This is a genomic window from Kitasatospora sp. NBC_01300 (assembly GCF_041435235.1).
Taxonomy (GTDB): domain Bacteria; phylum Actinomycetota; class Actinomycetes; order Streptomycetales; family Streptomycetaceae; genus Kitasatospora.
The window spans coordinates 254,293-275,984 of sequence record NZ_CP108409.1 but is presented as its reverse complement, the minus strand read 5'-3'; the positions used below and the strand labels follow the sequence as shown (position 1 = coordinate 275,984).

At 76.1% G+C, this 21,692-nt stretch carries 8 protein-coding genes; 4 read left to right on the top strand and 4 right to left on the bottom strand.

All coding sequences use genetic code 11. The features are described from left to right. Window positions 1-41: 41 nt before the first annotated feature. The 4 genes from OG556_RS34845 to OG556_RS34830 form a co-directional block, all read right to left on the bottom strand. A complete protein-coding gene (locus OG556_RS34845) occupies window positions 42-2,645 on the bottom strand; it encodes an FtsX-like permease family protein (RefSeq protein WP_331743300.1) in 2,604 nt (867 codons plus the stop codon). Then, window positions 2,642-3,442: an ABC transporter ATP-binding protein gene (locus OG556_RS34840; protein WP_331743298.1), complete on the bottom strand. Its 801-nt coding sequence runs from the start codon at window positions 3,440-3,442 to the stop codon at window positions 2,642-2,644. Before OG556_RS34840 ends, OG556_RS34845 begins: the two co-directional genes overlap by 4 nt. Before the next feature lie 105 nt (window positions 3,443-3,547). Further along, entirely contained in the window at window positions 3,548-3,757 is a 210-nt protein-coding gene (locus OG556_RS34835; protein WP_331743296.1) for a hypothetical protein, read from the bottom strand. An 18-nt stretch (window positions 3,758-3,775) separates the two neighbouring features. Next, complete coding sequence (locus tag OG556_RS34830) at window positions 3,776-4,435, bottom strand: 1,4-alpha-glucan branching protein (RefSeq protein ID WP_331745375.1); 660 nt, start codon at window positions 4,433-4,435, stop codon at window positions 3,776-3,778. A gap of 139 nt (window positions 4,436-4,574) precedes the next feature. Here OG556_RS34830 and OG556_RS34825 point away from each other — a divergent pair, with 139 nt between their 5' ends. From OG556_RS34825 to OG556_RS34810, 4 genes are all read left to right on the top strand, one after another. Further along, entirely contained in the window at window positions 4,575-5,063 is a 489-nt protein-coding gene (locus OG556_RS34825) for an SRPBCC domain-containing protein (RefSeq protein WP_331743294.1), read from the top strand. Window positions 5,064-5,323: 260 nt separating this feature from the next. Then, window positions 5,324-6,592 (top strand): MFS transporter, encoded by a 1,269-nt coding sequence (locus OG556_RS34820; RefSeq protein WP_331743292.1) that lies wholly within the window; start codon window positions 5,324-5,326, stop codon window positions 6,590-6,592. A 179-nt stretch (window positions 6,593-6,771) separates the two neighbouring features. Further along, entirely contained in the window at window positions 6,772-20,124 is a 13,353-nt protein-coding gene (locus tag OG556_RS34815) for a non-ribosomal peptide synthetase/type I polyketide synthase (RefSeq protein ID WP_331743290.1), read from the top strand. Continuing rightward, on the top strand, window positions 20,121-21,590 hold the full coding sequence (locus OG556_RS34810; RefSeq protein WP_331743288.1) for a condensation domain-containing protein: 1,470 nt from the start codon (window positions 20,121-20,123) through the stop codon (window positions 21,588-21,590). The genes OG556_RS34815 and OG556_RS34810 overlap by 4 nt, the downstream gene beginning before the upstream one ends. Window positions 21,591-21,692: the final 102 nt, after the last annotated feature.

Below are 21,692 nucleotides of genomic sequence, written 5' to 3'. Positions count from 1 at the left end.
CCGGGTCGTTCACCGAGGCGGGGCGCCGGACCCGCCCCGGCTCAGTCGGTCGCCGCGAGCGGCCGGGTCCGCAGCAGGGCCCGGGCCGGCAGGGCCGTCGCCGCGAGGCAGAGCAGCACGGCCGCGGCGGCCAGCGGCAGGGCGGTGCCCGGCGGGACGTACGGCGCGGTGCCCGCGAGGCCCCGGGCGATCGGCACCAGGGTGATCCAGGCGATCGTGCTGCCCAGCAGCAGCCCGGCCGCGGCCACCAGCAGCGCCTCCCAGCGCATCATGCCGCGGACCTGGCGGCGGGTGGCGCCCGCGAGGCGCAGCAGGGAGACCTCGCCGTGCCGGTCCAGGACCGTCATCACCAGCGTGTTGGCGGCGGTGATCGCCGCGAAGCCGCCGAGCACGCCCGCCATCACGGAGTTCGCCCAGTTGCCGGCCTCGCGCCGGCGGTCGGTCTGGGCGACGTACCCGGCACGGTCGGCCACCGTGAGCCCGTAGGCCGCGCTCGTGGCGGCGGTTGTGCCGGCGGAGGCCTCGGCGGGCAGCTTCGCCAGTCGGGCGGCGACGTCGGCGCGGTCGGCGCCGGGCGCGTCCGCGACCAGGACCTGGCTGTCGTAGGCCACGCCCGCGTGCGCGGCGACGGCCTCCCGGGGCAGGACCAGCTGGCCGAAGGCGAGGCCGCGCTCGTAGGTGGCGACCACCGTCAGGTGGGCCTGGGTGCCGTCGCCGAGCCAGAAGGCGGCGCGGTCACCGGTCTTGAGGCCGAGCTTGTCGGCGAGCGCCACATCGAGGGCGACGGTGTCGGAGCCCCGGGCCAGGTCGGCGATCGAACCGGTCCGCACCCCCAGGTCGAGGACCCGGGGCAGTTCGGCCGGGTCGCCGGTGACGCCGAGGGCGCCCGCGGAGCGGAGCTTGCCGGCCGAGCGGTAGACGGCGCCGGTGCGCAGCACGCCCACGGCGGCGTCGACGCCCGGCACCCGGGCGGCCTGTTCGACGGTGGTGGCGGGCAGGCCGGGGCCGGGGGAGCCGAGCACGTGGTCGGCGACGATCCCGTCGCGCACCTGCTCGCCGGTGGCGTGCTGGACGCTGCTCTGGATGAACAGCATGGTGCCGCAGAAGGCGGTGACCATCGCGATGGGGGTGAGCACGGACGTCAGCCGGCGGGCGTTGGCGCGGGCGTTGTCGGCGGCCAGCGAGCCGGCGGCGCCGCCCGCGCCCGCCCGCAGCGGCAGCCCGAGCACCCCGGCGGTGATCCGGGCCACCCAGGGGCCGAGCAGGGCGATGGCCAGCAGGAAGCACATGACCACGCCGAGCGCGGTGCTGGCGGCGTTCTCGCCGTCCAGGCTCGCCGCGACCACGGTCAGCACCACGCCGCCGGCGATGGCCACCACACCGAGGACGGTCCGCACCACGCCCATGCGCGCCGGCGGCACCGACGCCTCGCCGAGGGCCTGGCTGGGCCGCAGGTGGGAGGGCCGGCGGGCGGCCAGGTGGCCGGCGGCCAGCGCGGCGAGCAGGCAGGTGGCGACGGCGACGAGCGCGGGCAGCGGACCGACGTCCAGTCCGACGCCCTGGGGGACGGCGCCGCGCGAGGCGAGGCCGTCGAACCACCAACGGGCCAGCAGCACGCCCGGGACCAGGCCGAGCAGGCCGGCCAGGGGGGCCACCAGCACCGCCTCCGTGGCGATGGTGCGGCGGATCTGGCGGGGTGTCGCGCCGACGGCGCGCAGCAGGGCGAACTCGCGGGCCCGCTGGCCGGTGGCCAGGGCGATGGTGGACACCACGACGAAGACGGCCACCATGGTCGCGCTGCCGCCGAAGGAACCGCCGATCGCGATGAGCAGGGTCTGGCCGTCCCCGAGCGCGGGCTGCTCGACGGAGCCGCGGGTGTCGCCGGTGACCACCCTGAGCCCGGTGGGGGAGGCCCCGGCGGCGTCCCGGCCGGCGGTGTCGCGCAGCGCGTCGCGCAGTTGCCGGGCGAGGCCCTCGGCGCTGACGCCCTCGCGCGGCTGAACGGCGATGGCGTCGACGCGGCCGGGGTGGCCGGAGAGCCGGCCGGCGGTGTCGTCGGCGAACCAGGCGGTGGGGCCGGCGCTCTGCGGCGCTGCGAGGCCGGAGATCCGGTAGGTGCCGCTGCCGCCGGGCGCGGTCAGGCTCAGGCTCGCGCCCGGGGCGAGGTGGGCGTCGCGGGCGGTGGCGGCGTCGAGGACGACCTCGCCGTCGGCCGGGGCGCGGCCCTCGACCAGGGTGTCCGCGCCGCCGGCGATGCCGAGCGCCGCGTACCCGCGCCCGGTCAGGCCCGGCGTCACGGCGCCCGGCTGGACCGGGAAGGCGGAGTCCGCGCGGGCCGCCGCCACACCGGGCTGAGCGGCGACGCGCCGGGCCAGGGAGGCGTCCACCCGGGCCCGGCCGGGGACGGGCCGGTCGTAGGTCTTCTCCTTCTTGCCCGTCCTGCGGACGATCTCGACGTCCGGATCGGCCGCGACGACGACCGGCGCGTTCGCGTAGCGGACGGCGGGCACGGTGGCGGTGATGCCGGTCTGCAGCATGGTGCCGCAGGCCATGATGACCGCCGCGGCGAAGAGCAGGGCGATGAAGGTGCCCGCGAAGGAGGCGGGCCGAAAGCGCACCGAGGCGCGCGCGAGTCCATTGCTCACGCCGCCGCCCCCAGCCGGGCGGTGGCGAGGGTGACCATCCGGTCGGCGACGGCCTTCGGATCCGGGTGGGCCAGCTCGCCCGCCAGGGCGCCGTCGGCCAGGAAGACCGTGCGGTCGGCGAACGAGGCCGCCACCGGGTCGTGCGTCACCATGACGACCGTCGCACCCATCGTGTCCACCGCGTCCCGCAGCAGGGTCAGCACCTCGTGCGCGGTGCCGGTGTCCAGCGCGCCCGTCGGCTCGTCCGCGAACACCACGTCCGGGCGGGTGATCAGCGCACGCGCGATCGCCACCCGCTGCTGCTGCCCGCCGGACAGCTGGCCCGGCCGGCGCGAGGCGTGCTCACCCAGACCGACCTGCGCGAGCAACTCCCGTGCGCTGCCACGGTCCTGACGCTCACCGGCCAGACGCAGCGGGAGCAGCACGTTCTGCAGCACGCTCAGCGAGGGCAGCAGGTTGAACGACTGGAACACGAACCCGATCCGGCGACGCCGCAGTTCGGTCAGCCGGTTCTCGCTCAGGCCGGTGATCTCCTCGCCGCCGAGGAACACCTCGCCCGAGGTCGGCTTGTCCAGGCCCGCGGCGCACTGGAGGAAGGTGCTCTTGTCGGAGCCGGAGGGGCCCATGACGGCGGTGAAGGTGCCGTGTCCCAGTGCCAGGTCGATGCCGCGCAGCGCGTGCACGGTCTCGTCGCCTCGCCCGTAGCCGCGCCACACCGCCCGTAACTCGATCGTGGGGCGGGTGTGGCCGACGGGTCCGGTCGGCCCGTGTGCGGAACGGTCGTGGCGGCGTGCCATGGAGTTGCCTTCCCTCGCGGATCGTCGCTGGTCGATCGACCCGACCCAGGCTAGGAACGGCGGCCACGGCGAGCTATGGAGGCTGCTGGCGGAAGGGGGGTGGGGTTAACCCCCGGGCGGTTTCCAGGGGGAGGGCCGGGCCGGCGGGCAGCGCTCCACCGCTGCGATCAGCTCCCTGATGTCGTCGGTGCGGGCGGACCCGAGCCGGCGTACGGCCTCCTCCGCGAAGCCGCCCTGCGGGCCGTCCGGGGTCGTGGCCGCGGTCACGTCCCCCGGACGGGAAGCGACGATCAGGCCCGCGTCGTACATCTCCACGGCCCTGACCAGGCCCCACTAGGCGTCGGCGGCAGGGTGCAGGACGGCGAACAGGCCCTGTGCGTGCGTGCCGTCGGGCAGCTGCCAGGCGCCGCCGAGGTGGCCGGCGGTCCCCGGGGCCGGGCGGGTCGCGTCGTCGGCGGCGGGGAGCAGCACCCGGTGCAGGCGCAGGGTCGTGCCCTGGGGGGCCGTCAGCGCGGTGCCCTCCTGGTCGTCGGTGGTGTCGGTGGTGAGGCGCAGAGGGGCGTCACCGCGGTAGGAGCGGGTGACGTCCAGGTCGGGGGTGTCGCTGGTGTTCTGGGCCTGGGCTTGGGCCCGGCCCTCGATCAGGGCCGACAACTGGGCGACCAGGACCGGGTCGTGGCAGCCGTCGTAGGCCCAGCGCCGCCCCAGTTCGCCGTGCTCCATGGTGCCGACGAGGGCGTGCTCCGCGCCGTCGAGCGGGGCGCCGCGGTAGGTGAGCGGGACGAAGTAGGTGGTGGGGGCGGTGCCCGAGGTGTCGGTGACCACCATGAACTCCATCCCGACCTCGCCCTGCGGGTCGTCCAGTCGGAAGCCACCGGCCTTGGCCAGGTCCGGGGCGCCCGCGCCGGCGCGGTACCAGGGACGGGAGGGGAGCCAGGAGGTGAGCAGCTCCAGCTTGCTCGGCTGGAGGGTGGTGTTGTGGATGACGGCCATGCCGGGGGTTCTCCTCCGTTGTACGAGTGCGATGGTCATACCCTGCCACCCGTGCGGGGCTGACGGATGGCCAGGTTCCCTCCGGGGGGGCACCCGGTCCTTCGCCGTGGCCGCGTAGGAGCGGTACGGGCGCGTTGACGTGTTGGTCAGCCGCGCCGGGGTGGATGTCAACGAGTTCCTCGCCCACCCGCCGGCCAAGGTCTGGCGCGCTCTCACCGAGCCCGAGCTGATCGCCCAGTGGCTGATGCCCGGCGACTTCCGCCTCGAAGTCGGCCACCGCTACACGATGGCCGCCCTTCCCCGCCCCAACACCGAGTTCTCCGGCACCGTGGAGGCCGAGGTCCTCGCGTTCGAGGCCGGGCGGATGCTCAGCGCCCGGTGGGCGGATGCCTCCACCGCCGACGCGGTCGACACCGCCGACGCCGCCGACGCCGCTGACACTGCCAACGCCGCCGACTGGACGATCACCTGGACCCTGGAGCCGGAAGGACGGGGAACACGCCTGTTCCTCGTCCACGAAGGGTTCGACCCGGACGACCCGGCCCAGATGATGGCCCGCAAGATCATGGGCGGCGGCTGGCGTACGCGCGTGATGGACGCCCTCCGGGGCGTGCTCGACCGGCTGTAACCCCCAGGCCGCGCCCCGTGCCGCGCTCCGTGCCGCGCTGCGGGCCCTCACCGAAGCGGCGGGGAGGGCCCGGCGGCCCCGCGGATAGGGCGTACCGGCACCAAATCGCCAGTCTGGCCGGAAAGATGGCTCGTGGTCGGCCGAATTTGCGATCTTTTGGACAAGTGAGCGATCAAGGCCTTGATCTACTACGGGGACCACCCCTAGATTGCGGTGCAATGTCACACTGAACCGACCGACACGGCGTGCCTGGGGGACCGGTGCCGGACACTGCACAGCAAGTACCGCACCAGACCACCGACAAGCTGCCCCGGGTGTTCTACCGGCTGGCACTGGGCGACGCCCTGTCCACGTACGGGAGCCAGCTCGACCTGGTGGCGCTCAGCCTGTTCGCCTACGAGGCGGCCGGGAACGCGCTCGGCACGGCCGGGTACCTGATCATCCGACTGGCCGGCGGCCTCGTCGGCGGGCTGGTCTCCGGGCGCCTGGTGGCCCGGACCGACCGGCGGCGGCTGATGACGGGCTGCGCGCTGGCCCAGGCGCTGGCCCTGGTCGTGGTGGCCTTCGCGCCGGTCCCGGCACGCATCCCGGTGCTCTACTCGCTCGCGCTGGTCTTCGGCGGCGCGGCCGCGGTGTGCGCCGTCGCGCTGCGGACCAGCATCCCGGAGATGGTCGGATCCGAACGCAGGGCCCGTGCCAACAGCCTGATGGCCAGCTGCCGTTCGGCCGCCATGGTGCTCGGCTTCGCCTCCGCCGGCGTGGTGGTGGCCTGGGCCGGGTTCCGCGCGGCGCTGCTCATCGACGCGTCCAGCTTCCTGGTGTTCGCGGTGGTGGTGTTCCGGCTGCCGCTGCGCACCCGGGCCGAGCCCGCCGGGCAGCCTGCCACGGAGTCGGCTGATCCCGCTGACGCCGCAGGGGCGAAGCGGCGCGGGAGCCGGTGGCAGGCGCTGATCGTCCTGCGGGCCGCCCCGGTGGTCGGCGCGATGGCGGCGATCCGGCTGCTGGACGCCTTCGGCTCGGCCGCGCACAACATCAGCCTGCCGGTCTTCGCCAACCAGCACTCTCCCGGCAACCCGGCCGCGCTGCTGGGCATGTTCTGGGCCACCTGGGCGGTCGGCAACCTCGGCGCCCAGCAACTGGTCTCCCGGCTCCTGCTGCGCCGGGGCATCGAACCGGGCGAGCGCGCCTTCGCCCTGGGCACCTGTCTGATGTCCGGCTGCTTCATCCTGGTCTTCACCGGGCTGCCGACCCCGCTGTTCCTGCTGGCGGCGATCGGCGCCGGCCTCGGCGACGGCTTCACCGAGATCTCGTACACCACCCGGATCCAGGCCCTCGCCGACGAACGGCGCGGCCAGGCCTTCGGGTTGCTGACCTCCGCCGAGAACGTCGGCATGGGCACCGGGATGCTGCTGAGCGGATCGCTGCTGGCGCTGCTCAGCCCGCTGACCGTGGTCGGCGTCTCGCACGCCGTCCCGATCGTGCTGGCGCTCGGCTTCCTGGTCGTGGTCGCCCGGTCCCGCAAACGCTGAACCCTCCACCCCGCCGCAGTCACCCCGACGCACCCCACCGCTCCTCACCACAAGCACCGCGCCACCGGATCCGCCGGCGCCACCGCGCCGCAGGCACCAGCCCGATCCGCTCACCCTCCGTACCCCGGGGCGGTCCGTACCCGCGCGCCCCGGCACCGATCCGAAAGGTGCCGTACCTGATGAGCTCCACCGGTCCCGACCGCGCCCGGCTGCGTGCCCTGGAGGCCCGGCTGCTGCTGCGTCCCGAGGTCGCCGACTGCGCGCTGCTGCCGGTCGAGCGCGCCGACGGCCGCCGCGGGCTGCTGGCCTACCTGGTGCCCGCCGCCGACACCGACACCGCCGCGCTGCGCCGCCGGGCCGCCGCGGCCCTGCTGGACGCCGACCCGAGCGCCGAGGTGCACCTCCTGGACGGCATCGTCCGCACCCCGGAGGGCGAGCCCGACCGCGCCGCACTGGCCGCCGCCGCCGTCCGGCCGCCCGCCGAGCCCGGGCCCGCCCTGCGCCACCTGCGCGAACTCACCGCGCACTGGCGGCCGTTCGGCGACACCGGGACGACGGCGGGCCCCGCCCCGGACGGCCCGACGGCCGCCCCCGAGGGCACCGGGACCGAGGCGGTCGGCGCCCCGCTGCCCGACCCGGCGCCGGACGCGCCCCGGACGCTGCCCGAGGCGCTGCTGCGCGCCGCCGAGCGGCACCCCGGGCGCGGCCTGCACCTGGTCCGGGCCGACGGCGGGGCGACCCGGCTGACCTACCGCCGACTGCTGGAGCAGGCCCGGGAGACCCTCGTCCTGCTGACCTCCGCCGGACTGCGGGCGGGCGACCGGGTGATCCTCCAAGTCCCCGACCCGGAACGCTACTTCCCCACCCTGTGGGCCTGCCTGCTGGGCGGGGTGCAGCCGGTCACGGTGGCCCGCCCGCCGGCCTACGACGAGCGCAACCCCGTCCTGGAGAAGCTCTGGCACGCCTGGCAGACCCTGGAGGAGCCGCCGGTGCTCGCCTGCGGCCCGGCCGTGGCGGGCCTGGCACGGCTCGGGGAGCTCTACCCGGCGCCCGGCCTGCGGGTCATCGCGGTCGACCGGCCCGCCGACACCGGCGCCGCCCCGGACAGCACCGGCGCCGCGCTTGACAGCGTCGGCGCGCCCGGCGTCGAGCACGCCCCCGACCCCGGCGACGTCGCGATCCTCCAGCTGTCCTCCGGCAGCACCGGCCGGTCCAAGGCGGTGCAGATCACCCACCGCGGCATCCTGGAGTACGTGGCCGGCGCCACCTCCCAGGGCAGCTCGCCCGAGGACGTCACCGTCAACTGGCTGCCGCTGGACCACGTCGCCGGGCTGCTGATGTTCCACCTGCGGGACGTGGCGCTCGCCGCCGACCAGGTGCAGGTGCCCACCGAACTGGTGCTCGCCGACCCGCTGGTCTGGCTGGACACGCTGGAGCGCTACCGGGGCGCGCACTCCTGGTCGCCCAACTTCGGCTTCCGGCTGGTCGCCGAGGCGGTCCGGGCCGCCGGCCCCGGCCGGCACTGGGACCTCTCCGCGCTCAAGTCGCTGATCAACGCCGGGGAGCAGTGCACCGAGGCGGTGCTGGACGAATTCCTCGCCGCCACCGGGCCGTTCGGCGTCCGCGCGGACCACGTCCTGCTCGGCTGGGGCATGGCCGAGACCTGCACCGTGATCACCTACAAGCGCTACCACGAGGACGGCGCCCGCCGCCTGGTGCGCACCGACTCGCTGACCGGCCGCCTGGAGCCCGCCGACCCCGCCTCGCACGAGCGCGGCACCGGCTTCCTCAGCATGGGGCGTCCCGCGCCCGGCACCCGGATGCGGGTGGCGGGCGAGGACGGCCGGGCCCTGCCCGAGCACTGGGTCGGCCGGCTCCAGGTCAACTCCGGCCGGGTGACCCCCGGTTACCTGAACAACCCGGCCGCCGACCGGGAGTCCTTCGTCGGCGACGGCTGGTTCGACACCGGAGACCTGGCCTTCCTGGCCGACGGGGAGGTGGTGCTCACCGGCCGTCGCAAGGAGATCATCATCGTCAACGGGGTGCACTACTTCTGCCACGAGCTGGAGGACGTGGTCGCCTCGGTGGAGGGGGTGCGCTCCGGGCACGTCGCCGCCTTCGGGGTCCCGGACGACCGCACCGGCACCGAGCAACTGGTGGTCGCCTACGTGCCGAACGACCAGGACGCCCCCGCGCCGCCCGTGGCCGCCGAGGTCCGGCGGCTGCTGGCCGCCCGCCGGCAGCCCGCCCCCGCCCTGGTGCTGCCCGTGCCGCCGTCGGAGTTCCCGCGCACCACCAGCGGCAAGATCCAGCGCACCGCGCTGCGCCGACGGTTGCTCGACGGCGAACTCGACGAGCACATCGTGGCCCTGGACCTGGCGGAGGCCAACTCCCGGACCCTGCCGGACTGCGTGCGCCGACTCGCCTGGGAACCCCGCCCGGTGCCGCAGGCCCGTACGGCTCCGGTCGACGGGGCTCCGGCGGGGCCGACCCTGCTGCTCGGCCCCGCCGGCCCCGGCACCCTCGCCGAGGCGCTGGGCGCCGCCCTGCCGCAGGCCGTGGTGGTGGACCGGCCGCCGACCACCGACCCGGGGGAGTGGCTGCGGGCGCTCGGCGAGGAGCGCCCCGCGCGGGTGGTGCACCTGTGGGGCGCTGGGCCCGAGGACGCACCGCGGCCCTCGGACGCCGCTGCGCGGGACGAGGCGCTGCTCGCCCTGCTGCGGGCGTTGGCCGACCGGCCGCCGATCGGCGAGCTGGTCACCGTCAGCGCCGGGCTGCACGCCGTGCTGCCCGGTGAACTACCTGACCCGAGCGCGGAGTTGACGGCGGCGCTGACCGCCGGAGCCCGGGCCGAGCAACTGGTGCCGGCCGCCCGGCACATCGACCTGCCGGCGGACGCACCGGCCGCCGAGCAGGCCGCCGCGCTGCTCGCCCTGCTGGCCGAGCCCCGGCCGGAGCCGGAGTGCGCCTGGCGCGAGGGCCGCCCGTGGGTGCCCCGGCTGGGACCGGCCGGGTCCGTGAGCGGGCCCGGAGTGGGGAGCGCCGCTGCCCCCGACTCCGAGGCCGGAAGCGCAACCGAGGGCTGCTCGCTGCTCACCCCCGGCGCCCGCTACCTGGTCACCGGCGGCCTCGGCGGGATCGCCGCCGAGCTGCTGCCCGGCCTGCTCCGCGACCACGGCTCCCGGCTGCTCGTGATCGGCCGCACCGACCTGGACGCGCCGACCACCGAGGCGGCCGAGCGCCGCGCCGCGCTGCACCGGCTCTCCTCCTACGGCGGCCGGGTCGACTACCGCCGCGCCGACGTGACGGACCCCGAGCAGCTGGCGGCGGTGGTCGCCGAGGCCGAACGGGACTGGCAGGCACCGCTGGACGGCGTGCTCCACCTCGCCGGCAGCTACCGGCTCGCGCTGCTCTCCGACACCGGCCCCGACGACTGGCGCGAGGCGGTGCGCGCCAAGACCACCGGCACGGACCACCTCGTCGAGCTGGTCCGGAAGCGGCCCGGCGCCCAGTTCGTCGGCTTCTCCTCGATGGTCGGCTTCCAGGAGGCCGTCGGCTCCACGGCGTACGCCGCCGCCAACCGCTACCTGGAGAGCGCCGTCGACCGGCTGCACCGGGAGACCGGGGCCCCGGCCTGGACGATCTCCTGGGGCCTGTGGAGCGGGGTCGGCATGAACCGCGCCACCGACCACGAGCAGGCCGCCGCCGACCGGGGCATCGCCGTGCTGAGCGCCGCGCACGGCCGCCGACTGGCCTCGCTGCTGCTGGCCGCCGCCCCGGGCCGCTGGTACGCCGGGCCCGAGCCGAGCGCCCCCGCCGCGCGCCGCCGCCTGCTGGCCACCGCACCGCGACCGGTCCGCGAAGCGCCCGTCGGACGGCCCGTCGGCCGGCCGGCCGAGGAGCGGGCCACCGCACCGGCCGCAGCCGTGCCGTCCGCCGCCACCGTGCCCGCCGCCACCGGGCCCGCCACCCCTGCCGCCGCCGAGCTGCGCCGGGCCGTCCTGGACGCCTTCGAGGCCGTCCTCGACACCCCGCTCGACCCCGGCCGCCCACTCGCCGAACTCGGCATCGGATCACTGCAGTTGATGCGGGTGCACGGCGCACTCGGCGCCGTCCTGCCGACGCCCCCGGCGCCCACCGAGCTGTTCCGGCACCCCACCGTGGACGCCCTGATCGCGCACCTGGCCGAAGCACCCACCGCCTCCCCGGCCGCCACCGCCGCGCCCGGCGCCCGGGACGGCGGCCCCGACGGCGGCGACCGCCGGGTCGCCATCGTCGGCCTGGCCCTGCGCTTCCCCGGCGCCGACACCCCCGAGCAGTACTGGCGCAACATCGTCGACGGCGTCCGCAGCACCACCCGCTTCACCGAGGACGAGTTGGCGGCGGCCGGCCTGCGCCCGGCGGAGTACCGCCACCCCGACTTCGTCCCGGTGACCGGCGCGCTCCCCGACACCGACCGCTTCGACGCCGAGGCCTTCGGCATCAGCGGCACCGAGGCGGCGCTGATGGACCCCCAGCAGCGCCTGCTGCTGGAGATCTGCCGCCAGGCCCTGGAGGACGGCGGCTACGACGCCCCCGACCCGCACCGCCGGGTCGGGGTCTTCGCCGGCACCGGGATGACCCTCTACGCGCTGCGCAACTACTACCAGCACACCCTGGCCGCCACCGCCGACCCGGCCGAGCCGGTGGCCGCGCTCCAGACCGCGATCGGCAACCAGGCCGACTTCGCCGCCACCAGGGTCGCCTACCGGCTGGGCCTGACCGGGCCGGCGATCGGCGTGCAGACCGCCTGCTCGACCTCGCTGGTCGCGGTGCACCTGGCGGCGCAGTCGCTGCTGGCGGGCGACTGCGACCTGGCGCTGGCCGGGGCCGCCGCCCTGCACACCCCGCAGGCCGCCGGATACCGCTACGAGGAGGGGTCGATCCTCTCCCCGGACGGCGCCTGCCGGGCCTTCGACGCGGCGGCCGGCGGCACGGTCGGCGGCAACGGCGTCGCCGCCGTCCTGCTCAAGCGCCTGGACCGGGCGCTGGCGGACGGCGACACCGTGCACGGCGTGATCCTCGCCTCGGCCGTCAACAACGACGGCGGGCTCAAGGTCGGCTACACTGCGCCCAGCGTCGACGGGCAGGCCGCCGTGGTCGGCCGGGCCCTGGACCTGGCCGGGGTGCCGGCCGAGAGCGTCGGCTACATCGAGGCGCACGGCACCGGCACCCCGCTCGGCGACCCGATCGAGTTCCGGGCGCTGGCCCAGGCGTTCCGCGCCCGCACCGAGGCCGCCGACTTCTGCTCGCTCGGCTCGGTCAAGCCCAACATCGGCCACCTGGACACCTGCGCGGGAATGGCGGGGCTGATCAAGGCCCTGCTGGTGCTGCGGCACGGCACGATCCCGCCGCTGGTCAACTTCAGCCGCCCCAACCCCGCGCTGGAACTGGACGGAAGCCCGTTCCGGCTCTCCGCCGAGCGCCGGGACTGGCCGGCCGGCCCCACCCCGCGCCGGGCTGGCGTCAGCGCGCTGGGCGTCGGCGGCACCAACGCCCACCTGGTGCTGGAGGAGGCGCCGGCGGCCGCAACCGGCATCGCCGACCCGCACCCCGCCCCGACCGTGCTGCCGCTGTCCGCCCGCACCGAGCAGGGCCTGACCGCCCTGGCCGGCCTGCTCCGCGACCGGCTGGCCACCGGGCCCGCCCCCGCCCCCGGCGACCTGCCGCTCACCCTCGGCGGCGGCCGCCGCGCGCTGCGCCACCGCCTCGCCGTCACGGGCGCCGACCCCGACGAACTGCGCCGGGGCCTGGAGGCCCACCTCGCGGGCCGCACCTCCGGCGCCGCACCCGTCCACCGCGAGGCCCGACGCGGCGACGTGCAGCCGGTGCTGCTCTTCACCGGCCAGGGCGCCCAGTACCGGGGCATGGCCGCCGAACTCCACCGCGCCTTCCCGGTCTTCCGGGCCGTGCTGGACGAGTGCGACCGGCTGCACCGTGACGCCTGGGGCGAGCCGTTGCTGCCGCTGCTGCTCGACGCCGTGCCCGAGGGCGCCGACGACGCCTGGACCACCGAGGCGGCGCAGCCCGCGCTGTTCGCCCTGCAAGCGGCCTACCTGCGGCTCTGGCAGGAGCTCGGGCTCCGTCCGGCCGCGGTCGCCGGGCACAGCGCCGGCGAGTACGCGGCCTTCCACGCGGCGGGCGCGCTCGACCTCGCCGACGGGATGTTCCTCACCGCGGTGCGCGGGCGGCTGATGCACCGGGCGACCGAGCCCGGCGCCATGACGGCGGTGATGACCGGCCCGCAGCGGCTCGCCGCACTCGGCGACTGGCTGCCCGGGGTGGAGCTGGCCGTGGTCAACGGCGCCGGCCAGTGCGTGCTGGCCGGAGCGCCGCGCGAGATCGCGGCGGCCGAGGCCGTGCTGGCCGCCGACGGCGTGACCACCGAACGGCTGGCCACCGACCGGGCCTTCCACTCCCGTCTGCTCGACCCGGTGCTCGACCCGTTCCGCGAGCAGCTCGCCCGGCTGCGCCTGCGGCCGTTGACCGTACCGCTGGTGAGCAACCTGGGCGGCGAGGTGCTGGCTCCCGGCACCGTGCCCACGCCCGACTACTTCGTCCGGCAGACCCGGGAGACCGCGCGCTTCGACCTGGTCCTGGCCGCCCTGGACGGGCAGGGCCACGAGCTCTTCCTTGAGCTCGGCCCGCACCCGACGCTCACCGGCATGGGCCGGCGGGAACTGCCGCACCGCCACTTCGTGGCCGGCGCCCGGCGCGGCGCACCGCCGGAGCGGCAGTTCGGTGCCGCGGCCGCCGCGCTGTGGTCCCACGGCGTCCCGCTCGACTGGGCACGCTTCGCCGCCGCCCGCGACTGGCCGGACGGCCCGGCCCGCCGTGTCCCCCTGCCGACCACCGTCTTCCAGCGCCGCCGCCACTGGTTCACCGCCCCCGACCGGCCGACCACCGAGGACTCCGCCATGCACCAGGCACCGCCGCCCCAGCAGCCCGTTCCGCCGTCGGCCGTACCCGAGGCCGCGTCGACGCCCGGCCCGGCGCCCGCCGCAGTGGCGTCCGTATCGGCGCCCGTCGCAGTGGCACCCGCAGCGAGCCCCGAGCAGCTGGCCGAGGAGGCCGTGCTGCGCCAGGTGCTGGAGCAGACGGCCCGCCAGCTCGGCCACGACGAGGGGTCGGTCGGAGCCGACGAGCCCTTCTTCGATCTCGGCGCCGACTCGCTCTCGATGATCAACATGATCCGGGACCTGGAGCGGACCTTCCGGGTACGGGTCTCGATGCGCGAACTGTTCGAGGCGGCGGACACCCCGGCCCGGCTGGCCGAGCTGATCGCCGGCCGGCTGGAGCCCGCGGTCCGGGAGGCGCTGCTACCGGCCGCCGAGCCCGAGCCGGCAGCGGCTCCGGTAGCGATCCCTGCCGCCGTCCCTGCCTCCGCCCCGGAGGCGGCACCGATACCGGCTCCGGCACCCCCGCCCCAGGCGGTCGCGGCAGCCGCCGTCCCTGCTCCGCCCGTTCACCCCGCTCCGCCCGTCCCGTCCGTGCCCGCGCCGCCGCCCGCGCTCGCCCCGGTGGCCGACGGCACCGGCCTGATCGAGCGCCAGCTCGCCCTGCTCGGCCAGTTCTCCGACCTGATGCGCGACCAGCTCGGCCTGCTGGCCGGGACCGGGGCGGCGCCGCCCGCGCTCCCCGGGGCTGCCGCCCCCGTCGCCCTGCCGCCGGCCGTCACCCCCGCCGCCACCCCGGCCCCTGCCGCACCCGCGGTCGCCGCCGTCACCCCGGCCGCCGTTGCACCCGCACCCGCACCCGCGCCGGCCACCCCGCCCACCCCGCAGGTACACGGCCCCCGGGTGACCGTCTCCCGGGAGTCCGGCATGGCCTCCGGCGGCCTGACCGACCAGCAGCGCGCCCACGTGGACGAGCTGGTCGCCCGCTTCACCGCCCGGACCGCCGCCTCCAAGGCGGTCACCCGCCGCCACCGGCGCACCCTCGCGGACAGCCGCGCCGTGGTCGGCTTCCGCTCCGCGACCAAGGAGATGCTCTACCCGCTCGCCGCCCGCCGGGCCCGGGGCTCCCGCCTGGAGGACCTCGACGGCAACACGTACGTCGACATCACCATGGGCTTCGGCGTCCTGCTGTTCGGCCACGACCCGGAGTTCGTCACCGACGCCGTCCGCGAGCACCTGGCCGGCGGACTGCGGCTGGGCCCGCGCGGCCCGGAGACCGGCGAGGCCGCCGAACTGCTGGCGGAGCTGACCGGCACCGAGCGGGTTGCGTTCGCCAACTCCGGCACCGAGGCGAACGCCGGGGCGATCCGGCTGGCCCGCGCGTACACCGGCCGGGACAAGATCGTCATGTTCGAGGGCTCCTACCACGGCCACTTCGACCACACCCTGGGCCGGACCGTGGGCCGCGGCGCCGACCGGGAGACCGTCCCGGTGTCGATCGGCATCCCCGGCAGCGCGGTCGCCGACCTCGTGGTGCTGCGGTACGGCGACCCGGAGAGCCTCCAGGTGATCGAGGAGCTCGGCGACCGGATCGCCGCCGTGCTCGTCGAACCCGTCCAGAGCCGCCACCCGGGGCGCCAGCCGGTCGAGTTCGTCCGCGCGCTGCGCGAACTGACCACCCGCCGCGGCATCGTGCTCATCTTCGACCAGATGCTCACCGGCTTCCGCCCGCACCTGCGCGGCGCCGAGGGCTTCTGGGGCGTGACCCCGGACGTCTCCACCTACGGCAAGGTGCTCGGCGGCGGCTACCCGATCGGCGCGATCGCCGGACGCGCCGACATCCTGGACGGGATCGACGGCGGCCACTGGGACTACGGGGACGACAGCTACCCGCCCAAGGACACCACCTTCTTCGGCGGCACCTACATCCAGCACCCGCTGGCGATGACCGCCGCGGGCGCCGTGCTGCGCCACCTCAAGGCCTCCGGCCCCGGCTTGCAGGAGCGGCTGAACGCCCGCACCGACGAACTGGCCGCGACCCTCAACGGGTTCTTCGAGGAGGAGGAGTTCCCGCTGCGGCTGGCCCACTTCGGCTCGCTGTTCCGGTTCGAGCCGCGGGCGGACATGGAACTGCTCTTCCCGCAGCTGCTGACCCGCGGGGTCTACGTGTGGGAGTGGCGCAACTTCTTCCTCTCCACCGCCCACACCGACGGCGACCTGGAGTTCGTGGCCGACGCGGTCCGCGACTCGCTGCGCGACCTGCGGCGCGGCGGCTTCTTCCCGGCCTCGCCCGGGGTACGGCTCCCGGCCCCGCGCCCGGCGGCCGCACTCCCGGCGCCCGCGGCGGACGACCGTACGAGCACCGGCACCGCTGGCACCACCAGCACCACGGTCGCCGGCCGCACCGAGCCCGCCGGGACGCCGTACCACCCGGTCAGCGACCCGCAACGCCCGGTCGACTTCAGCCTCTACTTCTTCGGCGACTACCCCCTGGACTCCCCGGAGGACGAGAAGTACCGCATCGTCCTGGAGAGCGCCCGCTTCGCCGACCGGCACGACTTCCACGCCGTCTGGCTGCCCGAGCGCCACTTCCACTCCTTCGGCGGGATCTTCCCCAACCCCTCCGTCCTGGCCGCCGCACTGGCCCGGGAAACCACCCGGATCCGGCTCAACGCGGGCTGCGCGGTCCTGCCGCTGCACCACCCCGTCCGGGTGGCCGAGGAGTGGTCGGTGGTCGACAACCTGTCCGGCGGCCGGGTCGGCCTGGGCTGCGCCAGCGGCTGGCACCCCAACGACTTCCTGTTCTTCCCCGAGAACTACGGCGGCCACAAGGAGCTGATGCACCAGCAGATCGACACCGTCCGGGCACTGTGGCGCGGCGAGCCCTACCGGGGCCGCAACGGCAAGGGGGAGCCGATCGAGGTGACCCTGCACCCGCGCCCGCTGCAGGAACAGCCGCCCATGTTCACCGCGATCGTCGGCAACCCGGACAGCTTCCGCGAGGCCGCCCGGCACGACCTGGGCATCATCACCAACCTGATGACCCAGGACGTCGCCCAGCTCGCCGAGAACGTCGCGCTCTACCGGCGCACCCGGGCCGAGCACGGCCTCGACCCGGAGGCCGGCCGGGTGGTCGTGCTCGTCCACACCTACCTGGGCGCCGACCTCGCCACCGCCCGCGAGCAGGCGTACCGCCCGTTCTGCCACTACCTGCGCTCCTCGCTCTCGCTGTTCGGGCAGATGGCCAACAGCCTCGGCCTGACCCTGGACTTCGAGAACACCCGCGAGGAGGACCTGGAGTTCGTGCTGGAGCGCGCCTACGAGCGGTACTGCGCCTCCCGCGCGCTGATCGGCACCCCGGAGAGCGTGCAGTCCGTGCTGGCCGAGCTGCGGGCGGCCGGCGCGGACGAGATCGCCTGCTTCGTCGACTTCGGACTCGCCCCCGACCTGGTGGCCTCCGGCATGCCGCACATCGACGCCCTGCGCCGCTCCGCCCAGCGCGGCGCCCCGCTGTCCTACGCGCAGCAGCGGATGTGGTTCCTGCACCGGATGCTGCCCGACACCGGACAGTACAACGAGGTCAAGGCCATCGAGCTGGACGGCCCGCTCGACCCGGCCGCACTCGACACCGCGCTGCGCGCGCTGGTCGAACGCCACGTCGGGCTGCGCACCGCCTTCCGCGAGCAGGACGGCGAACCGTTCCAGCAGGTGCTCCCGGTGCCCGAGGGCCCGCTGCTGGAGCGGGCCGCGGCCGACGGGCCCGAGCACGAGGCGGTGGCCGCGCTGGTCGCCGCCGAGGGCAGCCGCCGCTTCGACCTGACCGAAGGCCCGCTGTTCCGGGCCCGGCTGCTGGAGACGGGGCCCGACCGGCAGGTCCTGGTGCTGTCGATGCACCACATCGTGATCGACACCCTGTCCACCGTGGTGATCACCCGGGAACTGGGCGAGCTGTACCGGGCTGCCCGCGAGCAGCGCCCCGCCCGGCTGCCGGTGCTCACCACCACCCCGGCCGCCGAAGCCGTCCGGGAGCGGGCCGCGGTGGCCGCCGGGGCGTACGACGAGAGCCTCGCGTACTGGCGCAAGGTGCTCGGCGGCGACCTGCCGGTGCTGGCCCTGCCGACCGACCGGCCGCGCCCGGCGGTGCCGGACGGCCGGGGCCGCTCCCACGTCCGCCAGCTGCCCGCCGAACTCTCCGACGGCTTGCGGGACTTGGCCCGCAGCCGCCGCTCGACCCTGTTCATGGTGCTGCTCACCGCCTTCGCCGGGGTGCTGCAGCGCTACAGCGGCCAGGACGAAGTGGTGCTGGGCACCCCGGTGGCCAACCGGACCGAGGGCACCGAGGACCTGGTCGGCTTCTTCGTCAACACATTGGCCCTGCGTCTGGACCTGTCCGGGGAACCGGACTTCGCCGAGGCGCTGGACCGGGTCCGCTCCAGCGCGCTGGACGCCTACGAGCACCAGCAACTGCCCTTCGAGGTCCTGGTCCAGGAGCTCAACCCGCAGCGGGACACCAGCCGCAACCCGCTCTTCCAGGTCCTCGTCGAGTTCGAGAACCACGCCGTCTTCGAACTCGACCTGCCCGGGGTGACGGCCCGCCCGCTCGACCACGTGGTGAACCGCTCCGCCTTCGACCTGTCGCTCTTCCTCACCAACCTGCCGGACGGCATCCGCTGCCACGTCGAGTACGCCGAGACCCTGTTCGACCGGGCCACGGTGGACCGGCTGTTCGACGCCTTCGAGCGGCTGCTCACCGCCGCCGTCGCCGACCCGGCCCGCCCGCTCGCCGCACTGACGGCCACCCCGGCCGACCCCGCCCTGGAGTGCGGGCCCGAGGCGCAGCCGGCGCCCGCGCACCCGCTGGCGGCGGTGGCCGCCGTCGCGGCCGCCCGTCCGGACGCCCTCGCGGTGGTCGCCGCCGACGGCACCGCGACCGACTACCGGGCGCTGCACGCCCGGGCCGGCGAGCTGGCCGGCCGGCTGCTGGCCGCCGGGGTGCGGGAGGGCAGCCGGGTGGGCGTGCTGCTGCCGCGCTCGCTGGACCAGGTGGCCGCGATGCTGGCCGTGCTGCGCCTCGGCGCCGTCCACGTGCCGATCGACCCGTTGCAGGGCCCGGAGCGCTGCCGGCTGATCGCCGCGGACAGCGCGCCGGCCGTGCTGCTCACCGCCTCGGACACGGACCCGATGGGCCTGTCCCTGCCGACGGTCCTGACGGACGCCGAGGCCGACACCGGGGCATCCGGGACCGAACTGCCGCCGCTGCCCGCCCCCTCCGCACAGGCCCCCGCCTACCTGCTGTACACCTCCGGCTCCACCGGCCGCCCCAAGGGCGTGCTGATGCACACCCTCGGCCTGTCCGCGCTGCTCGCCTGGAACGTCGCCGAGCACCCGGCCGCCCGCACCCTGCAGTACGCCTCCTGCGGGTTCGACGTCAGCGTCCAGGAGGTGCTGACCACGCTGGCCGGCGGCGGCACCCTGCTGCTGATCGAGGAGGAGACCCGCTACGACGTGACGGCGCTGGCCGCCGTGGTCCGCGCCACCCGCGCCGAGCGGCTGCACCTGCCGTACACCCCGCTGGCCGCGCTGGTCGACGCCCTCGGCGGCGAACCGGTGCCCCACCTGCGCGAACTGATCACGGGCGGCGAGCAGTTGCTGCTCACCCCCGGGCTGCGGGCCTTCCTCGCCCGCAACCCCGGCTGCCGGCTGATCAACCACTACGGCCCCACCGAGACCCACGCCGTCACGGCCGGCGAGGTCGCCCCGGACGGACCGGACCACGCGGCGATCGGCCGCCCGGTGCCGGGCACCCGCATCCTGCTGCTGGACGCCGCCGGGCGCCCCGTCCCGCCCGGGGCGGTCGGCGAGATCCACGCGGTCGGCGTCCAGGTCGGGCTCGGCTACCCCGGCCGCGAGCAGGAGAGCGCCGCCGTCTTCACCGACACCCCGGAAGGCCGCCGCTACCGCACCGGCGACCTCGGCCGCTGGCGGCCCGACGGCACCCTGGAGTACCTCGGCCGCGCCGACCGCCAGGTCAAGGTGCGCGGCTACCGGATCGAGCCGGGCGAGGTCGAGACCGTGCTGCGCTCCGTCCCGGGCGTGCGCGGCGCGGCCGTGACGGGCCGCCGCACCGAGACGGGCACCACGCTGGCCGGGTACGTGCAGTGCGCCGCCGCCGAACTGCCCAGGGTCCGCGACCACCTGGCCGACCTGCTGCCCGAGCACATGGTGCCGGGGCTGTGGGCCGCGGTCGCGGCACTGCCCTTCACCGCGCACGGCAAGCTCGACGTGGCTGCTCTGCCGGAGCCGCTGCCGCTGGGCGCGGGCCGGGCCGCCGTCGCCCCGGCCACCGAACTGGAACGCACCGTGCAACGGCTGTGGGAGGAGGAACTCGGCCGCCCCGCAGGCGTGGAGACCTCCTTCTTCGACCTCGGCGGGCACTCGCTGGCCGCCACCCGGCTGCTGAACCGGGTCCGCGAGGCCACCGGGATCCGGACCGGCGTCCTGGACTTCTTCCGCCGCCCGACCATCCGCGCCATGGCCGCCCAGCAGCCGCAGACCGAGGACCGTCAGGCCCCGGCCTACGAGGAGGGCACGCTGTGACCCCCGTCGACGACGGCTGGCAGCGGCTCGTCCGGCTGCTCGACGAACGCGAGATCGTCCTGCGCACCACCGGCGACCGGCTCGGCTACCTCGCCCCGCCCGGCGCGCTCGACGAGGAGGCCACCGGGCTCGTCCGGGCCCACCGGGAACGGCTGCTGGCCACCCTGACCGACTCCGGCACGGCCCTCGCCGCCGCGCCCGCCGGGGTGGCGCAGCGCCGGATGCACCGGGCGCACGACCGGGCGGCGGACCCGGCGGTGTGGAACATCACCCAGCGGATCGCCCTGCGCGGGCCGCTGGAGCCCGAGCGGCTGGCCGCCGCGCTGACGGCGCTGACCGGGCGCCACGAGAGCCTGCGCACCAGCTACCGGGACACCGACCTGGGCCTGCTCCAACAGGTGCGGCCGAACGCCCCGGTGCAGCTCCCGGTCGCCGACCTGCGCGTGCTCACGCCCGGGGCGCGGGACGCGGCGCTCGCCGAGGCCGCCCGGGCCGAGAGCGACCGCCCCTTCGACCTGGCCGCGGCCCCGCTGCTGCGCGCCCGGCTGCTGCGGCCCGCCGACGACGCGTGGGTGCTGTTGCTGACGCTCCATCACATCGCGGTCGACGGATGGTCGTTGGCGACCCTGCTGGCCGACCTGGGCGCGCTGTACCGCCCGGACGGGCGGCTGCCGGAGGACCCGGGCCGGATGACCGACCACGCCTGCTGGGAGCGGACCGTGGTCACCCGCGCCGCCGTCGCCGAGGCCGCCGACCACTGGGCCAAGACCCTGGACGGCGTCGCGTCGGCGGCGGAGCTGCCCACCGCGCGCCCCCGCCCCGCACAGCGCTCCGGGCGGGGCGCCACGGCCGCCTTCCGCCTCCCCGCGGCTCTGGCCGAGGCGGTGGGCCGCTACGCCGCCGCCCGCTCCACCACCGCCTCGGCCGTCCTGCTCGCCGCCTTCGCACGGCTGCTGGGCGAGCTGAGCGGGGCGGCGGAGACCCTGGTGGTGCTCTCCCACGCCAACCGCACCCGGCCGGCCGACGAAGGGGTCGTCGGCCTGCTCACCTTCGGCCTCCCGGTCCGGCTGCCCACCCGCTCCCCGGGCGGGTTCGGGGCGTCGGTCGACATGGCCGCGACGGCGATCGCCACCGCCCTCGACCACGCCACCGTCCCCTTCGGCCTGCTGGTCGAACCGCTGCGCGAACGCGGCGTCCGGCTGCCGGACGCCTACCCGCAGGTCCTGCTCACCGTGCAGAGCACCCCGCCCGCCGTCCTCGACCTCCCCGGCCTGACCGCCGAGGTCGAGGACGTGCCGGGCCCCTCGGCCCGCTCCGACCTCCTGCTGGTCCTCACCCCGGACGCGGACGGCTACGCGGGCCTGGCCGAGTACGACGCCGACCTGTTCGACCCGGACACCGTGCGCTCCTGGCTCGACACCCTGGTGAACGACCTGGCCCGGCACCTGACGGACCGGCCGGGCTGACGGACCGCCCCCGGGCGGGGCCGCCGGTGACCAGAATTTTCCGTGGAAAATTCTCCCCGCACGAGAACACGCGGGGGAGAGCCACCGGCGCCCCGCCCGGAC